The 21186-nt window shown below is 67.0% G+C and carries 20 protein-coding genes and 1 pseudogene; 6 read left to right on the forward strand and 15 right to left on the reverse strand.

What is annotated here, in order from left to right:
- Positions 1-103: 103 nt before the first annotated feature.
- Positions 104-1537: a PucR family transcriptional regulator gene (locus QK290_RS04960; protein WP_282329570.1), complete on the forward strand. Its 1434-nt coding sequence runs from the start codon at positions 104-106 to the stop codon at positions 1535-1537.
- A gap of 51 nt (positions 1538-1588) precedes the next feature.
- Here QK290_RS04960 and QK290_RS04965 read toward each other — a convergent pair whose 3' ends face one another.
- A complete protein-coding gene (locus QK290_RS04965; RefSeq protein ID WP_282329571.1) occupies positions 1589-3214 on the reverse strand; it encodes a CYTH and CHAD domain-containing protein in 1626 nt (541 codons plus the stop codon).
- Positions 3215-3381: 167 nt separating this feature from the next.
- On the opposite strand from QK290_RS04965, the gene QK290_RS04970 reads away from it, so the two are divergent.
- Both QK290_RS04970 and QK290_RS04975 read left to right on the forward strand, forming a co-directional pair.
- Positions 3382-4605, forward strand: a complete 1224-nt coding sequence (locus QK290_RS04970) for an MFS transporter (protein ID WP_282329572.1) — start codon at positions 3382-3384, stop codon at positions 4603-4605.
- A gap of 6 nt (positions 4606-4611) precedes the next feature.
- Positions 4612-5292, forward strand: a complete 681-nt coding sequence (locus tag QK290_RS04975) for a FadR/GntR family transcriptional regulator (protein WP_282329573.1) — start codon at positions 4612-4614, stop codon at positions 5290-5292.
- Between the two features lie 81 nt (positions 5293-5373).
- On the opposite strand, the gene QK290_RS04980 is transcribed toward QK290_RS04975, so the two are convergent.
- A complete protein-coding gene (locus tag QK290_RS04980; RefSeq protein ID WP_282329574.1) occupies positions 5374-5910 on the reverse strand; it encodes a hypothetical protein in 537 nt (178 codons plus the stop codon).
- A 227-nt stretch (positions 5911-6137) separates the two neighbouring features.
- On the opposite strand from QK290_RS04980, the gene QK290_RS04985 reads away from it, so the two are divergent.
- Together QK290_RS04985 and QK290_RS04990 are read left to right on the forward strand one after the other, a co-directional pair.
- Positions 6138-6965: a DUF1206 domain-containing protein gene (locus tag QK290_RS04985; RefSeq protein WP_282329575.1), complete on the forward strand. Its 828-nt coding sequence runs from the start codon at positions 6138-6140 to the stop codon at positions 6963-6965.
- A gap of 21 nt (positions 6966-6986) precedes the next feature.
- A complete protein-coding gene (locus tag QK290_RS04990) occupies positions 6987-7133 on the forward strand; it encodes a hypothetical protein (RefSeq protein ID WP_282329576.1) in 147 nt (48 codons plus the stop codon).
- Between the two features lie 82 nt (positions 7134-7215).
- On the opposite strand, the gene QK290_RS04995 is transcribed toward QK290_RS04990, so the two are convergent.
- The 5 genes from QK290_RS04995 to QK290_RS05015 form a co-directional block, all read right to left on the reverse strand.
- Positions 7216-8682 carry an FAD-dependent oxidoreductase gene (locus tag QK290_RS04995; RefSeq protein ID WP_282329577.1) on the reverse strand — a complete coding sequence of 489 codons (1467 nt, stop codon included), beginning with the start codon at positions 8680-8682 and terminating at the stop codon, positions 7216-7218.
- 52 nt (positions 8683-8734) lie between these two features.
- Positions 8735-10003, reverse strand: a complete 1269-nt coding sequence (gene cobA, locus QK290_RS05000; RefSeq protein ID WP_282329578.1) for a uroporphyrinogen-III C-methyltransferase — start codon at positions 10001-10003, stop codon at positions 8735-8737.
- A 102-nt stretch (positions 10004-10105) separates the two neighbouring features.
- Complete coding sequence (locus QK290_RS05005) at positions 10106-10402, reverse strand: antibiotic biosynthesis monooxygenase (protein WP_282329579.1); 297 nt, start codon at positions 10400-10402, stop codon at positions 10106-10108.
- Between the two features lie 134 nt (positions 10403-10536).
- Complete coding sequence (locus QK290_RS05010; RefSeq protein WP_282329580.1) at positions 10537-11481, reverse strand: cysteine synthase family protein; 945 nt, start codon at positions 11479-11481, stop codon at positions 10537-10539.
- Positions 11482-11591: 110 nt separating this feature from the next.
- Complete coding sequence (locus QK290_RS05015; protein ID WP_282329581.1) at positions 11592-12206, reverse strand: TetR/AcrR family transcriptional regulator; 615 nt, start codon at positions 12204-12206, stop codon at positions 11592-11594.
- A gap of 75 nt (positions 12207-12281) precedes the next feature.
- Here QK290_RS05015 and QK290_RS05020 point away from each other — a divergent pair, with 75 nt between their 5' ends.
- Positions 12282-12776 (forward strand): cupin domain-containing protein, encoded by a 495-nt coding sequence (locus QK290_RS05020; RefSeq protein WP_282329582.1) that lies wholly within the window; start codon positions 12282-12284, stop codon positions 12774-12776.
- 10 nt (positions 12777-12786) lie between these two features.
- Here the strand turns inward: QK290_RS05020 and QK290_RS05025 are convergent.
- The 8 genes and pseudogenes from QK290_RS05025 to QK290_RS05060 form a co-directional block, all read right to left on the reverse strand.
- Positions 12787-12939, reverse strand: a pseudogene (locus tag QK290_RS05025) (cyclase); the annotation flags it as partial.
- A gap of 164 nt (positions 12940-13103) precedes the next feature.
- Positions 13104-14060 carry an ABC transporter permease gene (locus tag QK290_RS05030; protein WP_282329583.1) on the reverse strand — a complete coding sequence of 319 codons (957 nt, stop codon included), beginning with the start codon at positions 14058-14060 and terminating at the stop codon, positions 13104-13106.
- Positions 14050-14775 carry an ABC transporter ATP-binding protein gene (locus QK290_RS05035; protein ID WP_282329584.1) on the reverse strand — a complete coding sequence of 242 codons (726 nt, stop codon included), beginning with the start codon at positions 14773-14775 and terminating at the stop codon, positions 14050-14052. The genes QK290_RS05030 and QK290_RS05035 overlap by 11 nt, the downstream gene beginning before the upstream one ends.
- 38 nt (positions 14776-14813) lie before the next feature.
- Positions 14814-15950, reverse strand: a complete 1137-nt coding sequence (locus QK290_RS05040) for an ABC transporter substrate-binding protein (protein ID WP_282329585.1) — start codon at positions 15948-15950, stop codon at positions 14814-14816.
- 232 nt (positions 15951-16182) lie between these two features.
- Entirely contained in the window at positions 16183-17604 is a 1422-nt protein-coding gene (locus QK290_RS05045; protein ID WP_282329586.1) for a GTP-binding protein, read from the reverse strand.
- Positions 17605-18585 (reverse strand): sulfate adenylyltransferase subunit CysD, encoded by a 981-nt coding sequence (cysD, locus tag QK290_RS05050; protein ID WP_282329587.1) that lies wholly within the window; start codon positions 18583-18585, stop codon positions 17605-17607.
- The gene (locus tag QK290_RS05055) at positions 18582-19328 is read right to left on the reverse strand and encodes a phosphoadenylyl-sulfate reductase (RefSeq protein ID WP_282329588.1); all 747 of its coding nucleotides are present in this window, start codon (positions 19326-19328) and stop codon (positions 18582-18584) included. The genes cysD and QK290_RS05055 overlap by 4 nt, the downstream gene beginning before the upstream one ends.
- Complete coding sequence (locus QK290_RS05060) at positions 19325-21070, reverse strand: nitrite/sulfite reductase (protein ID WP_282329589.1); 1746 nt, start codon at positions 21068-21070, stop codon at positions 19325-19327. Before QK290_RS05060 ends, QK290_RS05055 begins: the two co-directional genes overlap by 4 nt.
- Positions 21071-21186 lie beyond the last annotated feature (116 nt).

Raw genomic sequence — 21186 nt, forward strand, 5'->3', positions numbered from 1 at the left:
GCCTTGAGCCTATGCCAGCACCAACACCCCGGGGAATAGCCACCTGCACACCCTGGGGCGCAATGTTTAGTGCGGTTGACCAGCATCCGTCTATCCTTGGACCATGGCCATCTCCCTCGCCACCCTGCTCGGCGTGCACTCCCTCCACCTATCCAATGCAGGCCTTGCCGAGACCACCTGGCACGAGGACATCAACTGGGTTGCCGTCACGGAACTGGAAGACCCGCAGCGCTTCCTCAGCGGCGGCGAACTGGTACTCACCACCGGCATGCGCCTGCGGTCCGCGCCCGAGCAGCGGCGCTTCGTCCGGCAGGTCCAGCGCGCCGGAGCCGTGGGCATCGGCTTCGGGACCGGTCTGACGCACGACGCCGTCCCGCCGGCCCTGATTGCCGAGGCCAACCGCTGGGGGCTGCCGATAGTCCAGGTGCCGTACGAGACGCCGTTCATTGCCATCGGCAAACTGGTGGCGGAAGCGCAGGCCGCCGATCACGTCGCGAAGCTGGAGCGCCTGATCGCGGGCCACCAGATCCTGGCCCGCGCGCTCCTCACCGGCGGCGGCCTCGCCCAGCTCCTGAAGCACCTGGGCGGCATGCTGCGGACAGAGATTGCCCTCACCCAGTTCACCGCCCACCTGTACAACAGCAGCTCCGAGCTCCCTACCGCTGACACGTGGTCCTCCTACCCCATCCCCACCGGCCGCCGCGATGCCTGCACACTCTGGGTCCGCCAGCCGTTCGAGGATTCAGGGATTATCGGCTACGCCCAGAACCTGATCAGCGTGGAGCTGAACAACATGGTCAAGCAGCGCCAGGCCCAGCGCGCCCTGTGCGGCCAGGTGCTCGAGGACGTCATCCACGGCTCCCTGGAGACCAGCGAGGCCCAGCGGCGCCTCGCCGGCGTGGGCCTGAACAGCACACGCAAAAACGTGGTGCTGCTGGCGGTGTCCGCCGCCCATCACAAGGCGCTGGTGAGCACCTCCGTGCCGCAGCCGCTGGAGAACGCGGTGGCCGCCGTCGTCGGGAAGGACCTGGTGGTGGTGATTAACGACGACGGCAGCGCGGCACCTGCGCTGGCCAGGCGCCTCAGCGATCACCTGGCGGAGGCAGGGATCCACGCGACGATCGGGATCGGCGGCGGGTACACCAAGCCGAACGGCCTGCGCTGGAGCTACTTCGAGGCGCGCGATGCGGCCAGCCACGGCCTGCCGGTTAACGAGCCGGAACGCCTGAGCCTGACCTCCCTGTTGCTGGCCAGCGAAGACGTTCCGCTGGCTGACATGGCCCACGAGTCGTTGAACCCACTCCGCGCCTTCGACGCTGCCCACGGCGCGGAACTGGTGACCACCCTGGAAAGCTACCTGAACAACAACGGTTCCGTGGCCGCCGTCGCCGAAGCCCTGACCCTGCATCGGAACACGGTGCGGTACCGGTTGGCGCAGATCACCGAACTCACCGGCTACGATCCTTCGGTCACGGCGGACCGTGTCCAGCTGTGGCTGGCTCTCGCCGTGTCGCGGCTCGGAGCGCGGCACCCCTGAGTGCCGCAACGCGGGGTCACATCGCGCCCATGTTACGGCCCCGGATGGGCGCTAAATGACCCCGCGTTGGAGGGGTTTGCGGGACTTCTTGCGTTCCTTCCGGTACTCAACTTCGGCGTCGGCCGCGAGCTGTACCTGCCGGGTATGGAGCGTGACGTAGGCGGACGCGACAGCCTCGGGGAGGTCCGGCGCCGCCGCCAGCTTGGCCAGCAGGTCCCGGGCCACCACGCTGTCGTGGAAATCGCCGAGGATCTGCTGCTGGCGGCGCGCGGCCTTGGCGATCTTCGTGGCGCGCTTACCGTGCACCGGCTCTGCGGACTCCGCCACATGCCGCAGCCGTTTGGCATCCTTGCGCACCTCGTGCAGCGCCGTCTCGTGCTCGGCTCCCCGGCGTGCACGTTTGGCCGTCCTCGCTCCGCGCTGCAGGCGTTTGGCGGCCTTGGCCACCAGCTGCCCTGCCGCCTTACGGGCCGGGGCTGCGGCGCCCGGGCGGACTGGCGGGTTGTCAAGGAAGGCCTCGAGGCCGTCCAGGAGTTGGAAATAGCGCGCGGAAACCATCGCCATCTGGAGTTTCCGGTGGGCTGCGTCCCGGCTCGGTCCCAGGTCATCCTCCAGCCGGTCCTTCACCGCCGAAGCCAGTAGCGGGGGCAGCTCCGCCATATGCCCGCGCAGGCGGTCCAGCATGACTTCAGCGTCCCGCGGCACGCCCAGCACGCGGCCAAGCCATTTGAGCTCTGTACCGAGGTGCCGCACAGCCAGGGCATTGTAGAACCGCCGGTAGGCTTGCAGCGCCGAACGGGCCCGGCGGGTGGCCGACCGCAGATCGTGCACAGCCTCCGGTTCCTCCAGACGGACGCCGGGATCATGTGCCAGGATGTCGCGGATCTGCGCAGCCAGGTAGGCGGTCAGCAGGTCTGACACCGGATCCTTCTTGCCGGGACTTTTTGGGCCGGCCGCGGCACCGGATTCCGTGGCAGGCAGCGCCAGGACCTTTGCCAGCTTGGAGCCGTGCTTGGCCGGGCGCGCCCCTGCGGCTGCCAGGATTTTTTCTGCGGCCGGGAACAGGTCAGTGCTCCCGTGCACCAGCTCGAGTTCCCATTCACGCCACTGCCGGGTCCGTGCCTCCCCCTCGGGCGCTGCCGCGTCCCCCATCGCGGCGTCACCCGCGCCGCCCGCAGCGCCGAGCAACTCTGCGCTCACGCGGTCATCGGCCAAATCCGCCAGGTGGACACCGTCCTCGCCATATAACGCATAGGTGGTCCGCCGGGTTTTCAGCCGGACCACCGGTGCGGCGTCCTCACCGCGGAGGTACGCCATCACGTGAGCCAACAGGCTGTCAGGAACGACGCCGGGCTGGCCCAGCGGGGCGTGCAGCTCGCGGCGACGCCGGGGTTCCGACCCGGAGCCGCCGGCTGCGTCGCCAGACTCCTCGTCGGATCCGGGGCCCTCCGCGGTCAGCTTCAGGTGCCAGCCGGCGTCGACTCCGCCGGTGCGGCGGCGAAGTGTGATGTCGCGGGCGGCGAGCGCATGGCCTGCTGTGTCGAAGTACACCGCTTCCAGGGTGTCCACGTGTGGCTCCCCCACCCGGGTGACCCCGGGGATGTCCGCGAGCGCCGGCACCTCGGCGTCCGGGCCGACGTCGTACTTCTTTTCGACCTCAACTGCCTGCGAAGCCATGACCGGCCGTCCTTCCAGAATCACGGGCGCCAGGTCCAGCTGGACAAGTTCTTACGAGCCCGGGACTGAACACTTGTGGCCCGAGTCTATGCCCGCAACATTAACGGCCGGGAGAGGTTCACCACAGAAGTCTAGACATCAAACGTCTAACGTCTAACGTTAAGGGCATGACTGTTTCCCCTTCCGGTACCCCGACGCTGTCCGACGCGCCGCCCAAGCCGCGTTCCGCCGTCGTGTTCGGCGTCATTGCGCTGGTGCTTATTGGGCTGAACCTGCGCGCGGGGATTGCGGCGGCGTCGGCCCTCCTCCACGATTTTCAGCAAGTCCTTGGCTACGGACCGCTGGTGGCAGCGATCATCCCGTCCATCCCCACGCTCTGTTTTGCGGTGGCGGGGGCCGCGACCTCGTGGCTGACCGGACGGCTGGGCGTGGAGAAGGCCATCCTGCTGGCGCTTGGGTTCCTGGCCGGCGGGCTGCTGCTCCGAGGGATCCCGGCAACGGGCATGCTCGTGGCAGGCACCGTGGTGGGGATGTCCGGCCTGGCGGTCTGCAACGTGGCCATGCCGTCGTTCATTCGCGAGCATTTCGCCAGCCGCACCTCGGCGATGACCGCGCTCTACACCGTCGCCATGACCACCGGCGCCACCGTCACCGCGGTCGCCGTCGTCCCGATGGCGCTGGCACTCGGCTCACCGTCCGCCGCCGTCGGCACGATCGGATTCCTGGCCGTGGCCGCCTTCCTGGGCTTCCTGCCCGTTGTTCTGCATGCGCACCGCAACAGCGTCCGCAACACTGCTGCCCGCATCTCCCCATGGCCACTGATCCGAACCCGGAAGGGCCAGCTTCTCACCGCCCTCTTCGCACTCCAGGCGCTGCTCGCGTACTCGCTCATCAGCTGGTTCCCGTCGATGCTGATCAGCATGGGCCTCAGCCCAGCGGACAGCGGCCTGATGTACGGGCTGATGCAGCTGGTCTCCGTACCGGCCGGCATGATACTAATCGCCATCGGCTCGCGGCCCCGGATGCTCCGGCCGGCGCTGTATCTGGTCAGCACCACCATGGTGGCCGGCCTGTCAGCGCTGATGTTCCTGCCGGTGGCCCTGGCCGTCATCCCCACCGTCCTGCTTGGCTTCGGCCTGGGCATTTTCCCGCTGGTGATGGTGATGATCAGCCGGAGCGGGACGAGCACCGCCGAGACCACCGCCCTGTCCACCCTGGCGCAGTCCACCGGCTACCTGCTGGCCACGGCCGGCCCCTTCGGTGCGGGCCTGCTGTTCAGCGGGACTGGCGGCTGGATGCTTCCCCTCGCACTGCTGCTGGGACTTGCCGTGGTCCAAGTGGTGGTTGCACACCTCATCTCCCGTGCCCCCTTGTCCGCCCTGAAGAAGTAGAACGCCATGACCCTGAGCACCTCACCCCGCCAGCCCCTCGCCGACGAGGTCACCGCCAAACTCCGTCAGATGGTCCACTCCGGCGAATGGCCCCTGGACCAGCGCATCCCGTCCGAGCCGGAGCTGATGCATGGCCTGGGGGTCTCGCGCGGCACGTTGCGCGAAGCCATCAAAGCCCTGGCGCATAGCGGGATGCTGGAGGTCCGCCGCGGCGACGGCACCTACGTCCGGGCCACCAGCGAGATGTCCGGCGCCGCCCGGCGAATGTACCAGGACCACACGGACGAACACATCCTCGAGGTCAGGCTCGGCCTTGACACGCAGGCGGCGCGCCTCGCGGCCCGGAATGCAACGGCCGACGACGTCGCCGACCTGCGCACGGTGCTCTCCACCCGGGAATCCGCCTGGAACGCCGGTGACTTCGAGGGGTGGGCCCGGGCGGACTGGGCCTTCCACGCGCGCCTTGCCAAAGCCTCCGGGAACCCGCTGCTGCACGAGCTCTACGTCAGTTTCGGCGATGTGTTCCACCAGGACCTGCTGAAACAGCAGCGCAAGGGCAGGCTGGACGGCCTCACGAATGAAGGCCACGGTGCCGTGGTGGACGCTATCGAGGCCCACGACGCCGATTCCGCGGTGGCCAGCGTCAACCAGAACCTTAACACCTGCGCGGAGTGGCTGCGGGCGTAAGTCCAGCGCCCGACGGCGGTCCGGCACCTGGGTGCCGCACCGCCGTCGGGCGTTACCGCGTCTAAGTGCTGCCGCTGCCGGTCAGGGGCGGAGACCCTGGAACACGTTCTTGGGCCGCTGCATCTCACCATGCTTGGCACCGAGGATAATCACGGCACCGGCGAAAGCAGGAATGGCCCACTGCAGCATTTTGAGCTGCTGCTGCGCCGACTTCAGCTCATCGGAGGCCCCTGCCCTGGGCTCCGTGGCCCCCTCGCCGCCCTGGTCCGCGAGCTGGTCCACCTTCTTGCCGAGAATCCCGGCGTACAGTGTCACGGCGGCGCCGGCCACGGTCACCGCCGTCTTGATCACAGTGTCCCGCGCCACGCCGTCCTGCTTCGCGATGCGGTCCTTGTTCTCAAAGGCAATCGCGAGGTCAGCCAGCAAATGCGAGGCGAAAGCCGCAGTCTGGACCGGCGCCCACTTCATCCAGCCTGCACTGGAGAGCCGGGTCCGCTCGGCCGGGTCCTTGGCATCAGCGGCCGCACCGTTCAATCCGATGGCGCCCATGAGTGAACCGCCGAACCATGCCGCAGCGCTCAGATCGTGAACGGACCGGGCAACAAGATTTCCTGCCATGATGTGGATTCCTAACGTCGAACTGGTTCCGAAATGCCGCTGGTGCGGCCTGTCCTGGCCTGGCCCATATGGGTCATGGACATGCCATGGTAAGCACACTTATCAATGTTACGAAACCCCCAACTTCGGGCACGGTTGCGCGTAATATCGTCGCCATGCATGACGCACATGACCTGGCCGCGGGTGCCGCTACCTTGCGCGCCAGGAAACCGGCGAACGGCTGACTGATGGCAGACGGGGAATCCGCCATCGGCGAGGCGGCGGACGCCGTCGAGGAGGCGTCCGACACCAAGGCGCTGGACGTTGTGGCGCGCTCGGGATTTGCCGTGATGGCCCTGCTTCACATCATCGTTGGTGCGATTGCCATCGCCCTGGCCTTCGGCCAGCCGGGGCAGGCGGAAGCCACCGGTGCCATCGAGCAGCTGGGCGCCAACCCTTGGGGACCGGCCGTGCTGTGGTCCTGCGTCGTGGCGTGCACCGGCCTGGCTTTGTGGCAACTCAGTGAGGCCACCCTCCGTTCGCGGCGTCTTCCCCGAGCGAAGCGGCTCGGAAAGCTGATCTCCTCCGGCTTTTTGGCCGTAGCTTACGGAAGTGTGGGCCTCAGCTTCGCCGGGTTTGCCGTGGGCCTGCGCGGAGATTCCGGAGACACCGCACGCGATTTCAGCACGGCCCTCCTGAACACGCAGTTCGGGCTGCCTGCGCTGGTGGCGGTAGGCCTGACCACCATGGGCGTCGGCGTCTACTTTGTGGTGAAGGGACTGCGGCGCGGGTTCAAGGAGGAACTCTTCCGGTTCGAGGGCACCCGCCGCGGCAAGCTCATCGACTCCTTGGGCGTCATCGGGCACGTGGCTAAGGGAATCGCGCTGAACCTGGCCGGACTGCTGTTTGTGATCGCCGCGGGGAAGCAGAGTCCCGAGGAATCCACGGGTCTGGACGGAAGCCTCAAGGCGCTCCGAGACCATCCGTTCGGCCCGTACCTGCTTGTCGCGATCGGGGTGGGTTTTATCTGCTACGGCCTGTTCGCGCTGGTCCGGGCCCGGTTTGGCAGGATGTAACCACCAAGGGAAGGGAAGCCAATGTCAACCGTGAGCCAACTGTTCATGTCCCCGGCCGTCGACGCGCAGTGGCCCGGGACCGGCTCCCGGCTGCACCACTCCGTGGGCCACTGGCCACTGGTGATCAATGACAGCACCAGCGTGGCCGCCGTCGGGGCTGGACGTTAAAGCAACGCGGGGTCACTTCGCGCCCATCCCAACGGGATTTATGGGCGCAAAGTGACCCCGCGTTGTTTGTTTTTGGTGCGTGCTACACGTTGGCTGCTACGCCATCGCGGGAGATGGCAACCATGTCCTCGCGCGGCACCACCTTGATGCGCTCGCGCTTGACCTCAACGCCGTGAGAACCGCCGGCCTCCGTGGCCGCGGCACCGAGCGCGAGTTCGTGCGCGTCCAGCGCCAGCCAGCCTTCCCAGCTGGTGAACTTCACGCCGCGGGCGTCGAGGAGTTCGACGACGGCGTCCGCCTCGGGAACAGCGGCAACCGGAAGGTTTTCGCGGTCTTCCAGCAGGTACGTCACGGTCTCAAGGGCGTCGCCCTTGGTGTGGCCGATGAGGCCTACCGGTCCACGCTTGATCCAGCCGGTGGCGTAGATGCCCGGCACGTGGGTGCCGGCGGCATCCAGGACGCGGCCGCCGTCGTTCGGTACAACGCCCTTCTTGTGGTCGAACTCGATCTCCGGCAGGGCGGAACCAAAGTAGCCGATCGCGCGGTACACGGCTTGGACCGGATAGTCCACGATCTCGCCGGTGCCGCGGGCGTTGCCCGTGCCGTCCAGCTCGGTGCGCTCGAACCGAATGCCGGCCACCTTGCCCGGAGTCTCGGCGTCGTCATAAATCTCCACCGGGCTGTGCAGGAAGTGCAGGTGCAGTCGGCGGGAAGCCTTGAGCTCGGAGAGGTCTTCGGGCTGCTCGGCGATCCAGTTGGTGAGCGTGCCAACCATGGTCTTGGTCTGGTTGTTGCTCTGGACCTGGCGGTCGGATTCCTCGTCGAACTCGAAGTCCTCGGCGTAGAGGATGATGTCCACGTCCTTGGAGTGGCTCAGCTCGCGCAGCTCCAGCGGGGTGAACTTGACCTGGGCGGGGCCACGGCGGCCGAACACGTGCACGTCCGTGACGGGCGAGTTCTTCAAGCCGGCGTAGACATTGTCCGGGATTTCGGAGACCAGCAGGTCGTCGGCGTGCTTGGACAGGACGCGGGCCACGTCAAGAGCCACGTTGCCGTTGCCGATCACGGCGACCTCCGTGGCGTCCAGCGGCCATTCGCGGGAAACGTCGGGGTGGCCGTCATACCAGGAGACAAAGTCTGCGCCGCCGTAGGAGCCATCCAGCTCGCCGCCCGGGATGTTCAGGTCCGCGTCCTTGATGGCGCCGGTGGCGAAGATGACGGCGTCGTAGTGCGTGCGGAGATCCTCGATGGAAATGTCCGTGCCATAGTCCACGTTGCCGAAGAAGCGGATGTCGCCGCGGTCCAGGACCTTGTGCAGGGCGTTGACGATGCCCTTGATGCGCGGGTGGTCCGGGGCCACGCCGTAGCGGATCAGGCCGTAGGGTGCCGGGTAGCGGTCAAAGAGGTCGATGCTCACGGTCAGCTCGCCGCTCTTGACGGCTTCGCTCTTGGTGAGGATGTCCGCGGCGTAGACGCCGGCCGGGCCGGAGCCCACAACGGCAACGCGCAGCGGACGCTCGGCAGATCCTACGGAGGTGCTTGATGACACGGCTGTGTTCCTTTATCTTCTGCATGGACTTCAGGGGTAAGAACGTGGGTGGCTAGGTGGTGCGGGCTCGTGCGGGGGTGCGGGGGCTGTTCGGGGTGGTGGTGCCGTAGTCCGCTGTCTTGAAGTGCGACGGCGCGAACGGGCTGACGCGGACCACGTCGCCGATCACAATCACGGCAGGATTTGCGACGCCGGTGGCTTCCGCCTGGTCAGCGATGGAACCGAGCGTGCCGATCGTCACGCGCTGATTCGGCAGATAGCCGTTCTCAACGATGCCAACTGGAGTGTCCTGAGGCAAACCGGCGCCGGCCAGGGCAGCGGCGGAGTCGCGAAGTGCGGCCACGCCCATCAGCAGGACGATGGTGTGGTCTGCCCGGGCGGGGACCTCGGACAACTCCTCATGGCCGGTGACAACACTGAAGCCCTTGGCTAGGCCGCGGTGCGTCACGGGGATGCCGGCGGCGGCCGGAACAGAGATCGCGGACGTGACGCCGGAGACGACTTCAACCTCGACGCCGTGCTGCCGGCAGTATTCGGCTTCCTCGCCGCCGCGACCCAGGACGTAAGGGTCGCCGCCCTTGAGCCGGACCACGCGGTGCCCGGCGAGCGCTTCGTCGACGAGGATGCGGTTGATCTCGGCCTGCGGCACAGGATGGTGGCCGGGGGTCTTGCCCACCTCGATGACCTGGACGTCAGGGCCCAGTTCGTTGAGCAGTTCGCGCGGGCCGAGGCGATCGGCCACCACGACGTCGGCCTGACCCAGGAGCCGGCGGCCGCGGACGGTGATGAGGCCGGTATCGCCGGGCCCGCCACCCACAAGGGCCACGGAGCCCGCAGACGCACGGCGGCGGCGCAGCGGGAGATCGCCGGTTTCCAGGGCGGTGGCGACGGCGTCACGCAGGGCCATGGCGCGGCGCGGGTCTCCCCCGGCGTTCACGGCGATCTGCACGTCATCCACCACGGCGACGGCGGGCGTCCACGCGGCTGAGGCTTCGTGGTCGGAGGCGTTGACGCACCAGATGCGCTGCGCCTCGGCGTCGGCCGACACCCGGGTGTCCACGGCGGGATCGCCGGTGGCTGTCTGGACGAACCAGACGCCGTCGACGTCGGACGGAAGGTAAGTGCGCGGCTCCCAGGCGAGGAGGCCGGCGTCGGACAGTTCGCGGAGCGCGGCGGAGACAGCGGGAGCCACGACAGTGACCTGTGCACCGGCGTCGAGCAGCCCTTTGGCGCGGCGGGATGCCACGGGGCCGCCGCCCACCACCAGCACGGGGCGGCCGAGCAGCCGCAGTGCTGTGGGGTAAATATCCTGAATTGCCATGAATCAACGGTAGGGCCGCTCAGTTTCACCAACAACGGCAGCGGAAACACCAGTTCACGTAAGGTAACCCTGCGTCATATTCGGTGCTGCCCCGGTTCCGGTCTACTTTACGGCGATGAGCTCGACCAGCCGGATGTTGGGATCCTTGGCCAGGAGGCTTGGGCCGTGTTCGCCGAGCGCCGCCGGGATGGCACCGCTGAGATGCTCCTGCCGCGCTTCCTCGGTCTCGAAGGTGTCGAAGATGCCGAAGGTGTTTTCGTCGACGCGGAAGGCGTACCAGGTCTTAGTGCCCGGCTCGGTGGCCACGATGTCACGGCCTCCACTGAGGAAGTCCCAGACGTCCTGCTCCTTGCCCGGCTTGGCCTCGACCAGTGCCAGTACTCCAAAGTTAAGCGCCATTGCAGTCTCCTCAAAAACATCCGCGGAATCGGCCGCCTGCCGGCCTATGCCAGAGTCTAGGAAGATGCCCGGACCAGAACAAGGGTGCGCCGGAACGATGGGATTCCGCTGACGCCTCGCGGTGCACGTCCCGGCTACTGCCCGTACAGACCGGTACTGAGATAGCGGAAGCCGGAGTCGACCATGACGGTGACAACGGTTGCGTCTGGACCGAGCTGTTCGGCCACGCGAAGCGCGGCAACGACATTTCCTCCGGAGGATGTGCCGGCGAAGATGCCCTCCTCGCGGGCGAGCCTCCGGCTCATCGCCATCGCTTCTTCCGATGAGACACGTTCGATCGCATCCACCTCCGCTGGCTCCCAAAGCGGGGGAATAAAGCCGATGCCGGTCCCCTCAATCCGGTGGGAGCCCGTCGGGCCCCCGGAGAGTACGGCAGACTCGGCAGGCTCAACGGCAATGATCCGTACCCCGGGAAGGTGGGCGCGCAGGGCACGCGCCGTGCCGTGGATCGAGTGGGCGGTGCCGACGAACTGGACAAAAGCGTCGACGCGGCCGTAGGACTGTTGCCAGATTTCCTGGCCCAACGTAAGGTAACCCGTCACGGCGTCGCGGTTGTTGAGCTGGTCGCAAGCCCAATGGCCTGGCTGCGCGCTCAGTTCACCCGCCCGGGCGATCATCGCCTTGATCAGCCGCTCCGTGATCCGTCCGTGGTCGCTCGGCACGTCCTCAACCGTTGCCCCCAGCGCCTCCATGGTGCGGCGTTTCTCGTCACTGAACGCGTCCGAAAAAACTACATGGAGCCCGTAGCCCTTGGCTGCGCAGACCAGGGCGAGCGAGATGCCAGTTGTCCCGGCGGTGTACTCGACGACCGTATCGCCGGGGGTGAGATCACCGCGGGCTTCGGCTCCTCTGATCGCCGCCACGGCCATCCGGTCCTTCATGCTCCCGGTGGGGTTCGCGAACTCCAGCTTGGCGAGCACCCTGGCTGACCCGGGCGGCACTACTTTCCGCAGTTCGATCAGGGGGGTGGAACCGATCCCCGCCAGTACGCCCTCGCCTGGTCCCACCGCACGTTCCATGTTCTTCTCCACATCGCGCAACGCCTGCCCTGATGACTCCGGATAAGTCCCAAGGTATACCCCTCAGGACCGAGAGTTACGAGATATTCCGGTGCAACGGGGCGGACGTGTCAGCCGCCATCGGGAGGTCCGTCCAGCAGCGCCTGCTTCAGGAGTGCACCGGCAGTCCACCGCATAGAAGCGACCGCCTCTTCCCTGCTCAGGCCGCCGATGTCCGTCAGCCAGACCAGCGACTCAATGCCGGTGGCGCTGCGGATGGCCAGGACCAGCCGATGGATGTCCGGCTCCGCCATCTTTTCCTGGAGCGGGGAGAGCGCCTCGGCAATCCACGTGATCGCCCTGCCTTGGCGCAGGGGCAGGCTTCGGCGCTCGTCGGCGGTCTGCTCCAGTGAGAGCCTCAACATGGTCCGCTGCTGTGCTTCAGTCTCGAGAATCATCCTGGTGAACTGGGCAACCACCGCGTCCAGCCGATCAACGACGTCGGCCGGCGGATGTTCGGGCAGCAACGATGTGGCGGCGGTTTCCGGATGGGCGGCAGCCAGCAGCTCCCGCTGCCCCGGGAAGTACCGGTACGCGGTGCTGCGCGCGACCCCGGCGACCAGCGCGGCATCGTCCACTGTTGGCGCGGCGCCATCCGCGACAAGCTGGCGCGCCGCAGCAACCAGCGCATCGAGGGTGCGGCGTTTCTGGCCGGTGCGGCCGACGTCTGCATAGGGTCTTGACATGCTCTTCATGGTACCACAGTCTTGTTATGGGACCATGGTCCCATAAGTCTTCCGACCACTATTGAGGCGACCACCATGAAGACGAAGAGCTCAGCATCCGCAGTTGTCCTCCAGCCCGGCGAAGGGGCCAGGCGCTGGTTCTTCGGCGGCGGAGTGCAGACCTGGAAGGCCACGGAGGAAGACACCGCGGGGGCTTTCCTGCTCTTCGAAGTCGAGATGGCCTTGAACAAGGTGACGCCGATGCACACCCATCCGGACTCTGACGAAACGCTGTACATCCTGGCCGGCGAGATCCTGATGAACATGGACGGCACGGAGCATCGCGTCGCAGCGGGTGGCGTGACCATTGCACCCAGGCGTGTCCCGCACGCTTTCAAAGTCCTCCAGGAGGGGACCCGCGTGCTGTGCCTGCACACCCCCGGCGGCGCCCAGGCCTTCTACTTCGGAGCGAGCGAACCTCTCATTGACGGCGAAGGAACAGGACTTGTGGACTTTGACCGCATCCGTGAATCAGGGCAACTCAACGGCGGCATCGAGATCCTGGGGCCGCCGCCGTTCCCTGAGGCGTAGTCCCGGAGGCTTAGCCGTGGGAACCCTGGTCCTCAAGGCCGGCCACGAACCGGCCGCGGCTGGTGATGAGCCGCTGCAGGTAGCGGCGCAGGACCAGTTCCTCCACCAGCCGGCCCAGAAACCCGAACGGCGCCGTAAACTCCACCCGGTCCGTCATGGCGCCAGTCTGCCAGACGTCGTGGCCGAGTTTCCGGTGGGTGCGGCGACGGGTCTGCTGAGTGGCTAATAGTTACGCGTTTTGGTCTTGGAACAGAGCAGAGCCCGACGGCGGGACTCGCCATCGGGCTCTGCTGGCACGTTTCTGCCACTTTTGCAGGTGCCGCCGCGTTAGCGCGTGCTGCCGGCGAGCAGGCCGCGGCTACGGAGGAGGCGCTTCTCGATCGGGGCAAAGACCAGCAGCTCGATCAGGATGCCGACACCCAGGATCAGCAGGATTGCCGACATCACCACGGTCATGTCGGACAGGATGCGGCCCTGGTCGAGAAGCGAGCCCAGGCCAAAGCCGATGGTGCCGCCCACAGCGATGATTTCCGCAGCCATGAGGGACCGCCACGAGAAGGCCCAGCCCTGTTTGAGGCCGCCGAGGTAGCCGGGCAGCGCCGCGGGCAGGATAATCTGGAGGGCCATCTGTAGCCGGTTCGCGCCCAGGACCGTACCCACGCGGCGGTACTGCGGCGGGATCTGGTCCACTCCGGAGATCAGCCCGTTGATGATCGAGGGGATGGCGCCCATAAACACGACGAAGTAGACGGTGGCGTCGGTGAGGCCGAACCAGATGATGGCCGCGGGCACCCAGGCAACGGACGGCAGCACCTGCAGGCCGGAAATCAGCGGCCCGAAGGCACGGCGCAGTGGCGCAACCTGGGCAAGCAGCAACCCCACCGGAGTGGCGATGGCAACGCTGATCAGGAACCCGACCAGCCCACGCTGCAGCGACGTCCACACCGCTTCCTGCAGTTTGCCCTCGCCCCAGAGGACGCCGATCTGGCCCAGGACGTCCAGCGGACCGGGTACCAGGTCGCGGCGCTTGAGGCCCAGAGAGACGTAGAACTGCCAGATCAGGACCAGGACCACCAGGGCCGCGACGGGCAGGAGCACACGGCTCCAGTCGATCCGGTGCTTGCGCGCGGCGTCGGACTGGAGCGAATCAAGCCCGGCCTCGAGCTCGCGCAGGTCCTCGTGCCCGGTGGAAGAGCGGGTCAGGGCGGCGTGGACTTTGCGGGTTTCCGGCTTGGCCTCGACCACCGGGTCGGCCTCGGCGACGGGCGTGGGGTTATTTGGCATGGCGGCGAATCTCCTCACGCAGCCGGGCGGTGATGACCCCGGTCAGCTGTCCGGCCAGGCCGGCGTCGGTTCGGTGTTCTTCAGTGACGGCCCATTCCTGGACCACGCGGCCGGGGCGGGACGACAGCAGCAGCACACGCTGGCCCAGCCGCACGGCCTCGCGGACGTTGTGGGTCACGAAAACGATGGTCCGCCCGGTTTCCTTCCAGATGCGTTCCAGTTCGTCGTGCAGGAGGTCGCGTGTGATGGCGTCCAGGGCGGCAAACGGCTCATCCATCAGCAGCAGCTGCCGGTCCTGCGACAGGGCCCGGGCCAGTGCCACACGCTGGCGCATACCGCCGGAGAGCTCGTGCGGACGTTTGTCCCCCGCCTCGCCGAGGTGCACCAGCTCCAGCAGCTCGTTGGCCTTGATCCGGCGTGCAGCTTTCCCCACACCGCGCAGCTTCAGGGCCAGCTCGATGTTCTCCCGCGCCGTCAGCCAGGGGAAGAGGGCTGCGTCCTGGAACATAAAGGCTGCTCCGTCGCTGGGTACTTCAAGGGCGCCCGACGTCGGGACGTCCAGTCCCGCCATGATGTTGAGCAGGGTGGATTTGCCGCAGCCGGACGCACCGAGGAGGGCAACGAATTCGCCCGCGCCGATGGTTGCGTTGACGTCGTCCAGCACCGGGGCGCCGTCGCCGAAGCGCTTGCCCAGGTTTTCCAGTACGACTGGCATGGTCCCGTCCTTAAGTAATTGGTGGCGAGTTTGTGAGGTCAGTCCTCGCCGAGGCCGGCGGCGGAGACGCGGTGGGAGGTCCCCATGACTTCGTTCAGGGCACGGAGGTCGAACAGTCCGGTGATGTCCGCCTGCTTCGTGGTGCCGGCTTTCACCCCGTCCTCGAGGAGCTTGGGGTAGGTTCCCGCGAGCGGATCCACCGTGAAAACCACGTTCTGAAGGGCGCGCTCAAGGACATCGGCCGGGAGGGCCGCGCCAGCCGATTCCTGCAGGGCGCTGTTGATGACGCCCGTCTTCTCCGCGGCGGGCGTGTCATTCAGCCACGCCACCGACTCGGCATGGCCCTGCAGCAGCGCCTTCACCGTGTCCGGATGCGCGGCGGCAAACTTCTTGTTCACAATCAGGATCGTGGTGGGGAACTCGCCGGCCTTGCCGGAAAGTGAGCCGTCCCAGAGGTCCTTTTCGTCCACCAGAACCTTGGCCCCGGCGGTCAGCACCAGGCGGGAGGCCCAGGGCTCGGGCAACCATGCGCCGTCGAGCTTTCCATCCTGGAACAGTTTCAGCGTCTGGGCGTTCTCAGTGGGGTTGATCGCAACATCGCCGCTGCCGTCCACATTTGTTTTGTAGCCCTGCGAGCCGAGCCACGCGCGGAGAGCCACATCCTGCGTCCCGCCCAGCTGCGGCGAGGCGAGGGTCTTGCCCTTGAGCTCGGCCGCGGACGTGATCCCGGGACGCACAACGAGCTGCGCACCACCGGCAGCGGCACCGGCAAGGATACTCACGGACTCCCCTTCGCTCTTGACGAACGAGTTGATGGCGGGGTTCGGGCCGATGTAGGTGGCGTCGATGGCGCCGGCGTTCAGCGCCTCGATCGCGGCCGGTCCCGCATTGAAAGTCTCGGTGCTGAGCTTGGTGTCACCCAGGTTCCGGGCAAGGATCCCCTGCTTCACGCCCACCAACGCGGGAGCATGAGTCAGGTTTCCAAAGTAGCCCAGCTTCAGTTCCGCGGCCGGACTGGGCGACGGGATGGCTGCCTCAGCCGCCGTATTGCGGGAAATGGTGGACGCCACCACGGCACCGGCAGCGATCAGGAGGACGAGTCCGATCGCCAGCGCCGCCTCGAGGGCGCGCTTTCGCTGGGGTACTGCGTTTTCGCCTGCCACGATGCGGGTCATCCCCGGCCTTGAACTGGTCATAGTTTCACCATAGGGAGAGACCTACACCCATTCAATGAAGCAGAAACGGGGGGTCACGCGGGTTCATGCAGCGTCACATTCCGGGCCTGATTCTGTCCCAGCCCAGACACCGCCGCGGACAGATCCTGGGCGGCCCTAAACGGCTCTGCCCCGCATAACCGGTGCTGGGCAGCAACGTCTATGCGGGGCAGGGCAGCTCAAGCTGAGCGGATCAGATCGAGTAGCGCTCGTCCTCATGGTCCCCGGGGTGGTCCTTGACCAGGCCCGCGGCCAGCGTGTTGCCGTCCAGCGGGTCGATCACCAGGAACGCGCCGGTCCGGCGGTGGTGCAGGTAGTTCTCCAGCGGCAGCGGCGCCGAGAGCCTCAGCTGCGCGTGGCCGATGTCGTTCAGCTCCAGGCTGGACGCGCCCTCGAGCTTGAAGGTGGCCAGGTCGAGCTTGCCACTGACGCTGCGGACCAGCGCCTGGACGGTGCGCGTGCCGTGCTTCACCAGCACCTTGGCACCTTCCCGCAGCGGCTTCGGCGAGAGCCAGCACAGCGCGGCGTACAGGTCGGCGGTGGCCTCCGGGAAGGTCCCGGCGGCGGCAATAGTGTCACCGCGGGCGACGTCGAATTCCTCCGCCAGGCGGATCGCCACAGACTGCGGGGCGAACGCTTCCTGCAGGGACTCGCCGGCGAAATCGATGCCGGTCACGGTGGTGGTGCGGGGAGCCTGGCCGGGCGTGAGCACTGACACCGAATCCCCCACCTTCACGGAACCCTCGGTGATCTGGCCGGCGTATGCGCGATAGTCACGGAAGGCTTCAACGTCCAGGCCACCGGCAACGGCATCGGGAGCCAGCGCACCCTGCGGCCGGATGACCAGCTGCACGGGGAAGCGGAAGCTCTCCAGCTGCGTGTCGATCTCGTCCGCGGCCGGCAACGTTTCGAGGACCTCGAGGAGGGCCGGGCCGTCGTACCAGGGGGTGCGTTCGGAACGGTCCACCACGTTGTCGCCGTCGAGGGCGGACACCGGAATCACCAGCAGGTCATCGATGTGGTCCGCGCTGCCCAGCTCGGCGGAGCCGATGCCCAGTTCGCGGGCCACCTGCTGCACGTCGGCCTGGATTTCGCGGAACACGGACTCGCTGAAGTCCACCAGGTCGATCTTGTTCACGGCCACAATCACGTGCGCCACGCGCAGCAGCTGCAGCACGGAAAGGTGCCGGCGCGTCTGCTCCAGGACACCCTTGCGGGCGTCAATGAGTACGACGACGGCATCCGCCGTGGACGCGCCGGTCACCGTGTTTTTGGTGTACTGGACGTGCCCGGGGCAGTCGGCCAGGATGAAGCTGCGCTGGTCCGTGGCGAAGTAGCGGTAGGCCACGTCGATGGTGATGCCCTGCTCCCGCTCGGCGCGCAGGCCGTCCGTCAGGAGGGCCAGGTCGATCCCGCCCTTCTCGCCACCAAAGCCGCGGTCGGAGGAGGTCCGGGCGACGGCGTCGAGCGTGTCAGCAAGAATTGCCTTGGAGTCGTGCAGGAGGCGGCCCACAAGAGTGGACTTCCCGTCGTCGACCGATCCGGCGGTGGCGAACCGGAACAGCGTGGTGGGCAGGGCTGCCTCGGTGATTGAGCCTGTCGAAATCGTGCTCATTTAGAAGTAACCATCCTTCTTGCGGTCTTCCATGGCGGCCTCGGAGATGCGGTCATCTGCACGGGTGGCGCCACGTTCGGTGATGGTGGAGGCGGCAACTTCGATCACGACGTCGCTCACGGTGGCCGCGTCCGACTCAACGGCACCGGTGCAGGACATGTCGCCCACGGTGCGGTAGCGGACGGTTTTGACGATGACTTCCTCATGCGGCAGCGGCTGGGAAACCTCGCCCACCGCACGCCACATGCCGTCGCGGGCAAACACTTCGCGGTCATGGGCGTAGTACAGGCCCGGAAGCTCGATGTTCTCGCGTTCGATGTAGCGCCAGATGTCCAGCTCGGTCCAGTTGCTGATGGGGAACGCACGGACGTGCTGGCCCACGGTGTGGCGGCCGTTGTAGAGGTTCCACAGCTCGGGGCGCTGGTTGCGCGGGTCCCACTGGCCGAACTCGTCACGGAGGCTCAGAATGCGCTCCTTGGCGCGGGCCTTGTCCTCGTCACGGCGGCCGCCGCCGAAGACGGCGTCGAACTTGTTCTGCTGGATGGCGTCCAGCAGCGGGACGGTCTGCAGCGGGTTGCGGGTGCCGTCGGCACGCTCGGCCAGTTCGCCGCGGTCGATGAACTCCTGGACGCTCCCGACGACGAGCTTAAGTCCCAGCCGCTCTACCGTCCGGTCGCGGAAGTCGATGACCTCGGGGAAGTTGTGCCCGGTGTCCACGTGCAGCACAGGGAAGGGGACCTTGCCCGGCCAGAATGCCTTGGTGGCCAGGTGCAGCATCACCACGGAGTCCTTGCCGCCGGAGAAGAGCAGCGCGGGCTTCTCGAACTCGGCCACTACTTCGCGGATGATGTGGATCGCTTCAGACTCGAGGGCGTCCAGGCTGGAGAGGCGCGTGGATACGGCAGCGTCAGTCACCGGCTCGGTGGTTGAGCCTGTCGAAACCGGGCTTGTCGAAACCAAAGTGTCGTTAAGGGTGCTCATACGTGTAGTCCGCATTCTGTCTTGTCGGTGCCTGCCCAGCGGCCGGCGCGGGGGTCGTCTCCGGGCGCCACCTTGCGGGTGCAGGGCTGGCAGCCAATGGAGGGGTAACCCTGGGAAAGCAGCGGGTTGACGGGCAGGAGGTTGTCATCGGAGTACTGGACCAGCTGGTCGAACGTCCACGCGGCCACCGGGTTGACCTTGACCAGGCCGTTGACCTCATCCCAGGTCACCAGCGGGGTGTTGGTCCGGGTGGGGGCTTCGTCGCGGCGGACGCCGGTGAACCAGAGTTCGTAGCCGGCCAGGGTGCGGCGCAGCGGGGCCACCTTGCGGAGGGCGCAGCACTGGGCGGCGTCGCGGGCAAAGAGATCCTTGCCCAGGAGCCGGTCCTGCTGTTCCACAGTGTTCTCAGGCAACACGTCCACCACGTTGACGCGGAGGTTCGCGGCCACCTCATCACGTGTGGCGTAGGTTTCCGGGAAGTGGTAGCCGGTTTCCAGGAACAGGACGTCGACGCCGGGCAGCTGGTCTGCTACCAGGGCTGGCAGGACGGCGTCGGCCATGGAGCACGCGACTGCAACGGAGGACAGGTCGAAGTTGCGCTCCACCCAGGCGATCACGTCGCGGGCGGGGGCGTCCCAGCCGAGCTCGGCAGCGCCGGACTCAGCGATGACCTTGAGCTCGTCATGGGTGCGGAGCGTGGCAGGCGATGCCGCCCCGTCAACTCCCAGTGCGTGCCTGGTCACTGGAGGGCCTCCTCGTCAGCTGCGTGGGCCCATTCGGCGAACGTCTGGCCTTCGGAACGCTTGGCCACGAAGGTGCGCACCACGCGTTCCACGTAGTCCGGCAGGTCCTCGACGTACACCTTCAGGCCGCGGACGGTGCGTCCCAAACCTGCCTCTTCGCGGCTGTTGGAAGCCAGCCCGCCGCCCAGGTGGACCTGGAAACCCGGGGAGGGGTCGCCGTCGGGCGTGGGAAGCATCATGCCCTTCAGGCCGATGTCCGCGGTCTGGATGCGGGCGCAGGAGTTGGGGCAGCCGTTGATGTGCAGGGACAGTGCGTGCGGCAGTTCGCCGGACTCCGCGAGGTCCGCCAGGCGGCGTTCCAGGTCAGCGACCGCGGTGGCGGCCGTGACCTTGGTTTCCACGATGGCCAGCTTGCAGTACTCGATGCCGGTGCAGGCGATGGTGCCGCGGCGGAACACGGACGGGCGGGCGGAGAGGCCTAGGGCGTCCAGCTCGGCAACCAGCGGTTCCACGTGGTCCTGGGCAACGTCGAGGACCACAAGCTTCTGGTGCGGGGTGGTGCGCAGGCGGTAGGAGCCGCGGGCCTCGAGGGTGTCCGCGAGCTTGACCAGCTGCGCACCGGACAGGCGGCCGGCCAGCGGGGTGGCGCCAATGAAGAACTTGCCGTCCTTCTGCTCGTGCACACCGATGTGGTCGCCCGGGGTGGTTGGCTTGGGCGCGGCGGGACCGTCGGCCAGCTTGTAGCCGAGGTATTCGTCCTCGAGGATCTGGCGGAATTTCGCCGGTCCCCAGTCGGCCATCAGGAACTTCAGGCGGGCCTTGGTGCGCATGCGGCGGTAGCCGTAGTCGCGGAAGATGCTGGTGACGCCGAGCCAGACTTCGGCGGCTTCCTCGGGCTTCACGAAGGCGCCCAGGCGCTTGCCGAGCATCGGGTTGGTGGACAGCGCGCCGCCGGCCCAGAGATCGTAACCAACGCCCAGTTCCGGGTGTCGGACGCCCACAAGTGCGAAGTCGTTGATCTCGTGGACCACGTCCTGGCTGGGGTGGCCGGTGATGGCGGTTTTGTACTTACGCGGCAGGTTGGACAGCAGCGGGTTGCCGATGAAGCGCTCGCCCAGTTCCGCGATGAGCGGCGTGGGGTCGATGATCTCGTCCTTGGCGATGCCGGCCACAGGCGAGCCCAGGATGACACGGGGCACGTCGCCGCAGGCCTCGGTGGTGGACAGGCCAACACCCTCAAGCCGTTTCCAGATCTCGGGGATGTCCTCCACGCGGATCCAGTGCAGCTGGATGTTCTGGCGGTCCGTGAGGTCGGCGGAGTCCCGGCCGAAATCAACCGAAATCTGGCCGATGACGCGCAGTTGCTCGGTGGTGAGCGCACCGCCGTCGATCCTGACCCGGAGCATGAAGTACTTGTCTTCCAGCTCGTGCGGCTCGAGCGTGGCGGTCTTGCCGCCGTCGATCCCGGGCTTGCGCTGGGTGTACAGGCCCCACCAGCGGAAGCGGCCGTGGAGGTCCTGGCTGGGGATGGCGTCGAAGCCGTCCTTGGAGTAGATGGTCTCGATACGCTCGCGCACGTTGAGGCCGTCGTCTTCCTGTTTCCAGGTTTCGTTGGCGTTCAGCGGGGTTTTGCCGTCCACTTTCCACTGCCCGTGCGGCTTTGCAGCGGGGCGGGAGGCGCGCGCGGGGCGCTTGGCGGCGGCGGGGTCCACGGACGCTCCGGCTAGAGCTGTATCAGTCATGCATCGACTGTAGGGGCCCGCCTAAGTGCGTCACAAAGGCCCGGAAACGCGAGGTCACCTAGGGAAACAATTCGTCACGAACCGCCGGAGAGCCTTGAAGAAGCCCGCCCGCTGTG

The sequence above is a fragment of the Pseudarthrobacter sp. AL07 genome (genome assembly GCF_029960665.1).
GTDB lineage: Bacteria > Actinomycetota > Actinomycetes > Actinomycetales > Micrococcaceae > Arthrobacter.

Coding starts and splice junctions, on each gene's coding strand:
- cysD (WP_282329587.1), bottom strand. CDS start 18,585: ATGAGCACCCTTAACGACACTTTGGTTTCGACAAGCCCGGTTTCGACA.
- QK290_RS04970 (WP_282329572.1), top strand. CDS start 3,382: ATGACTGTTTCCCCTTCCGGTACCCCGACGCTGTCCGACGCGCCGCCC.
- QK290_RS05045 (WP_282329586.1), bottom strand. CDS start 17,604: ATGAGCACGATTTCGACAGGCTCAATCACCGAGGCAGCCCTGCCCACC.
- QK290_RS04965 (WP_282329571.1), bottom strand. CDS start 3,214: ATGGCTTCGCAGGCAGTTGAGGTCGAAAAGAAGTACGACGTCGGCCCG.
- QK290_RS05040 (WP_282329585.1), bottom strand. CDS start 15,950: ATGACCCGCATCGTGGCAGGCGAAAACGCAGTACCCCAGCGAAAGCGC.
- QK290_RS05060 (WP_282329589.1), bottom strand. CDS start 21,070: ATGACTGATACAGCTCTAGCCGGAGCGTCCGTGGACCCCGCCGCCGCC.
- QK290_RS05015 (WP_282329581.1), bottom strand. CDS start 12,206: ATGTCAAGACCCTATGCAGACGTCGGCCGCACCGGCCAGAAACGCCGC.
- QK290_RS04980 (WP_282329574.1), bottom strand. CDS start 5,910: ATGGCAGGAAATCTTGTTGCCCGGTCCGTTCACGATCTGAGCGCTGCG.
- QK290_RS04990 (WP_282329576.1), top strand. CDS start 6,987: ATGTCAACCGTGAGCCAACTGTTCATGTCCCCGGCCGTCGACGCGCAG.
- QK290_RS05035 (WP_282329584.1), bottom strand. CDS start 14,775: ATGCCAGTCGTACTGGAAAACCTGGGCAAGCGCTTCGGCGACGGCGCC.
- QK290_RS05030 (WP_282329583.1), bottom strand. CDS start 14,060: ATGCCAAATAACCCCACGCCCGTCGCCGAGGCCGACCCGGTGGTCGAG.
- QK290_RS05005 (WP_282329579.1), bottom strand. CDS start 10,402: ATGGCGCTTAACTTTGGAGTACTGGCACTGGTCGAGGCCAAGCCGGGC.
- QK290_RS05020 (WP_282329582.1), top strand. CDS start 12,282: ATGAAGACGAAGAGCTCAGCATCCGCAGTTGTCCTCCAGCCCGGCGAA.
- QK290_RS04960 (WP_282329570.1), top strand. CDS start 104: ATGGCCATCTCCCTCGCCACCCTGCTCGGCGTGCACTCCCTCCACCTA.
- QK290_RS05010 (WP_282329580.1), bottom strand. CDS start 11,481: ATGGAACGTGCGGTGGGACCAGGCGAGGGCGTACTGGCGGGGATCGGT.
- QK290_RS04975 (WP_282329573.1), top strand. CDS start 4,612: ATGACCCTGAGCACCTCACCCCGCCAGCCCCTCGCCGACGAGGTCACC.
- QK290_RS04985 (WP_282329575.1), top strand. CDS start 6,138: ATGGCAGACGGGGAATCCGCCATCGGCGAGGCGGCGGACGCCGTCGAG.
- cobA (WP_282329578.1), bottom strand. CDS start 10,003: ATGGCAATTCAGGATATTTACCCCACAGCACTGCGGCTGCTCGGCCGC.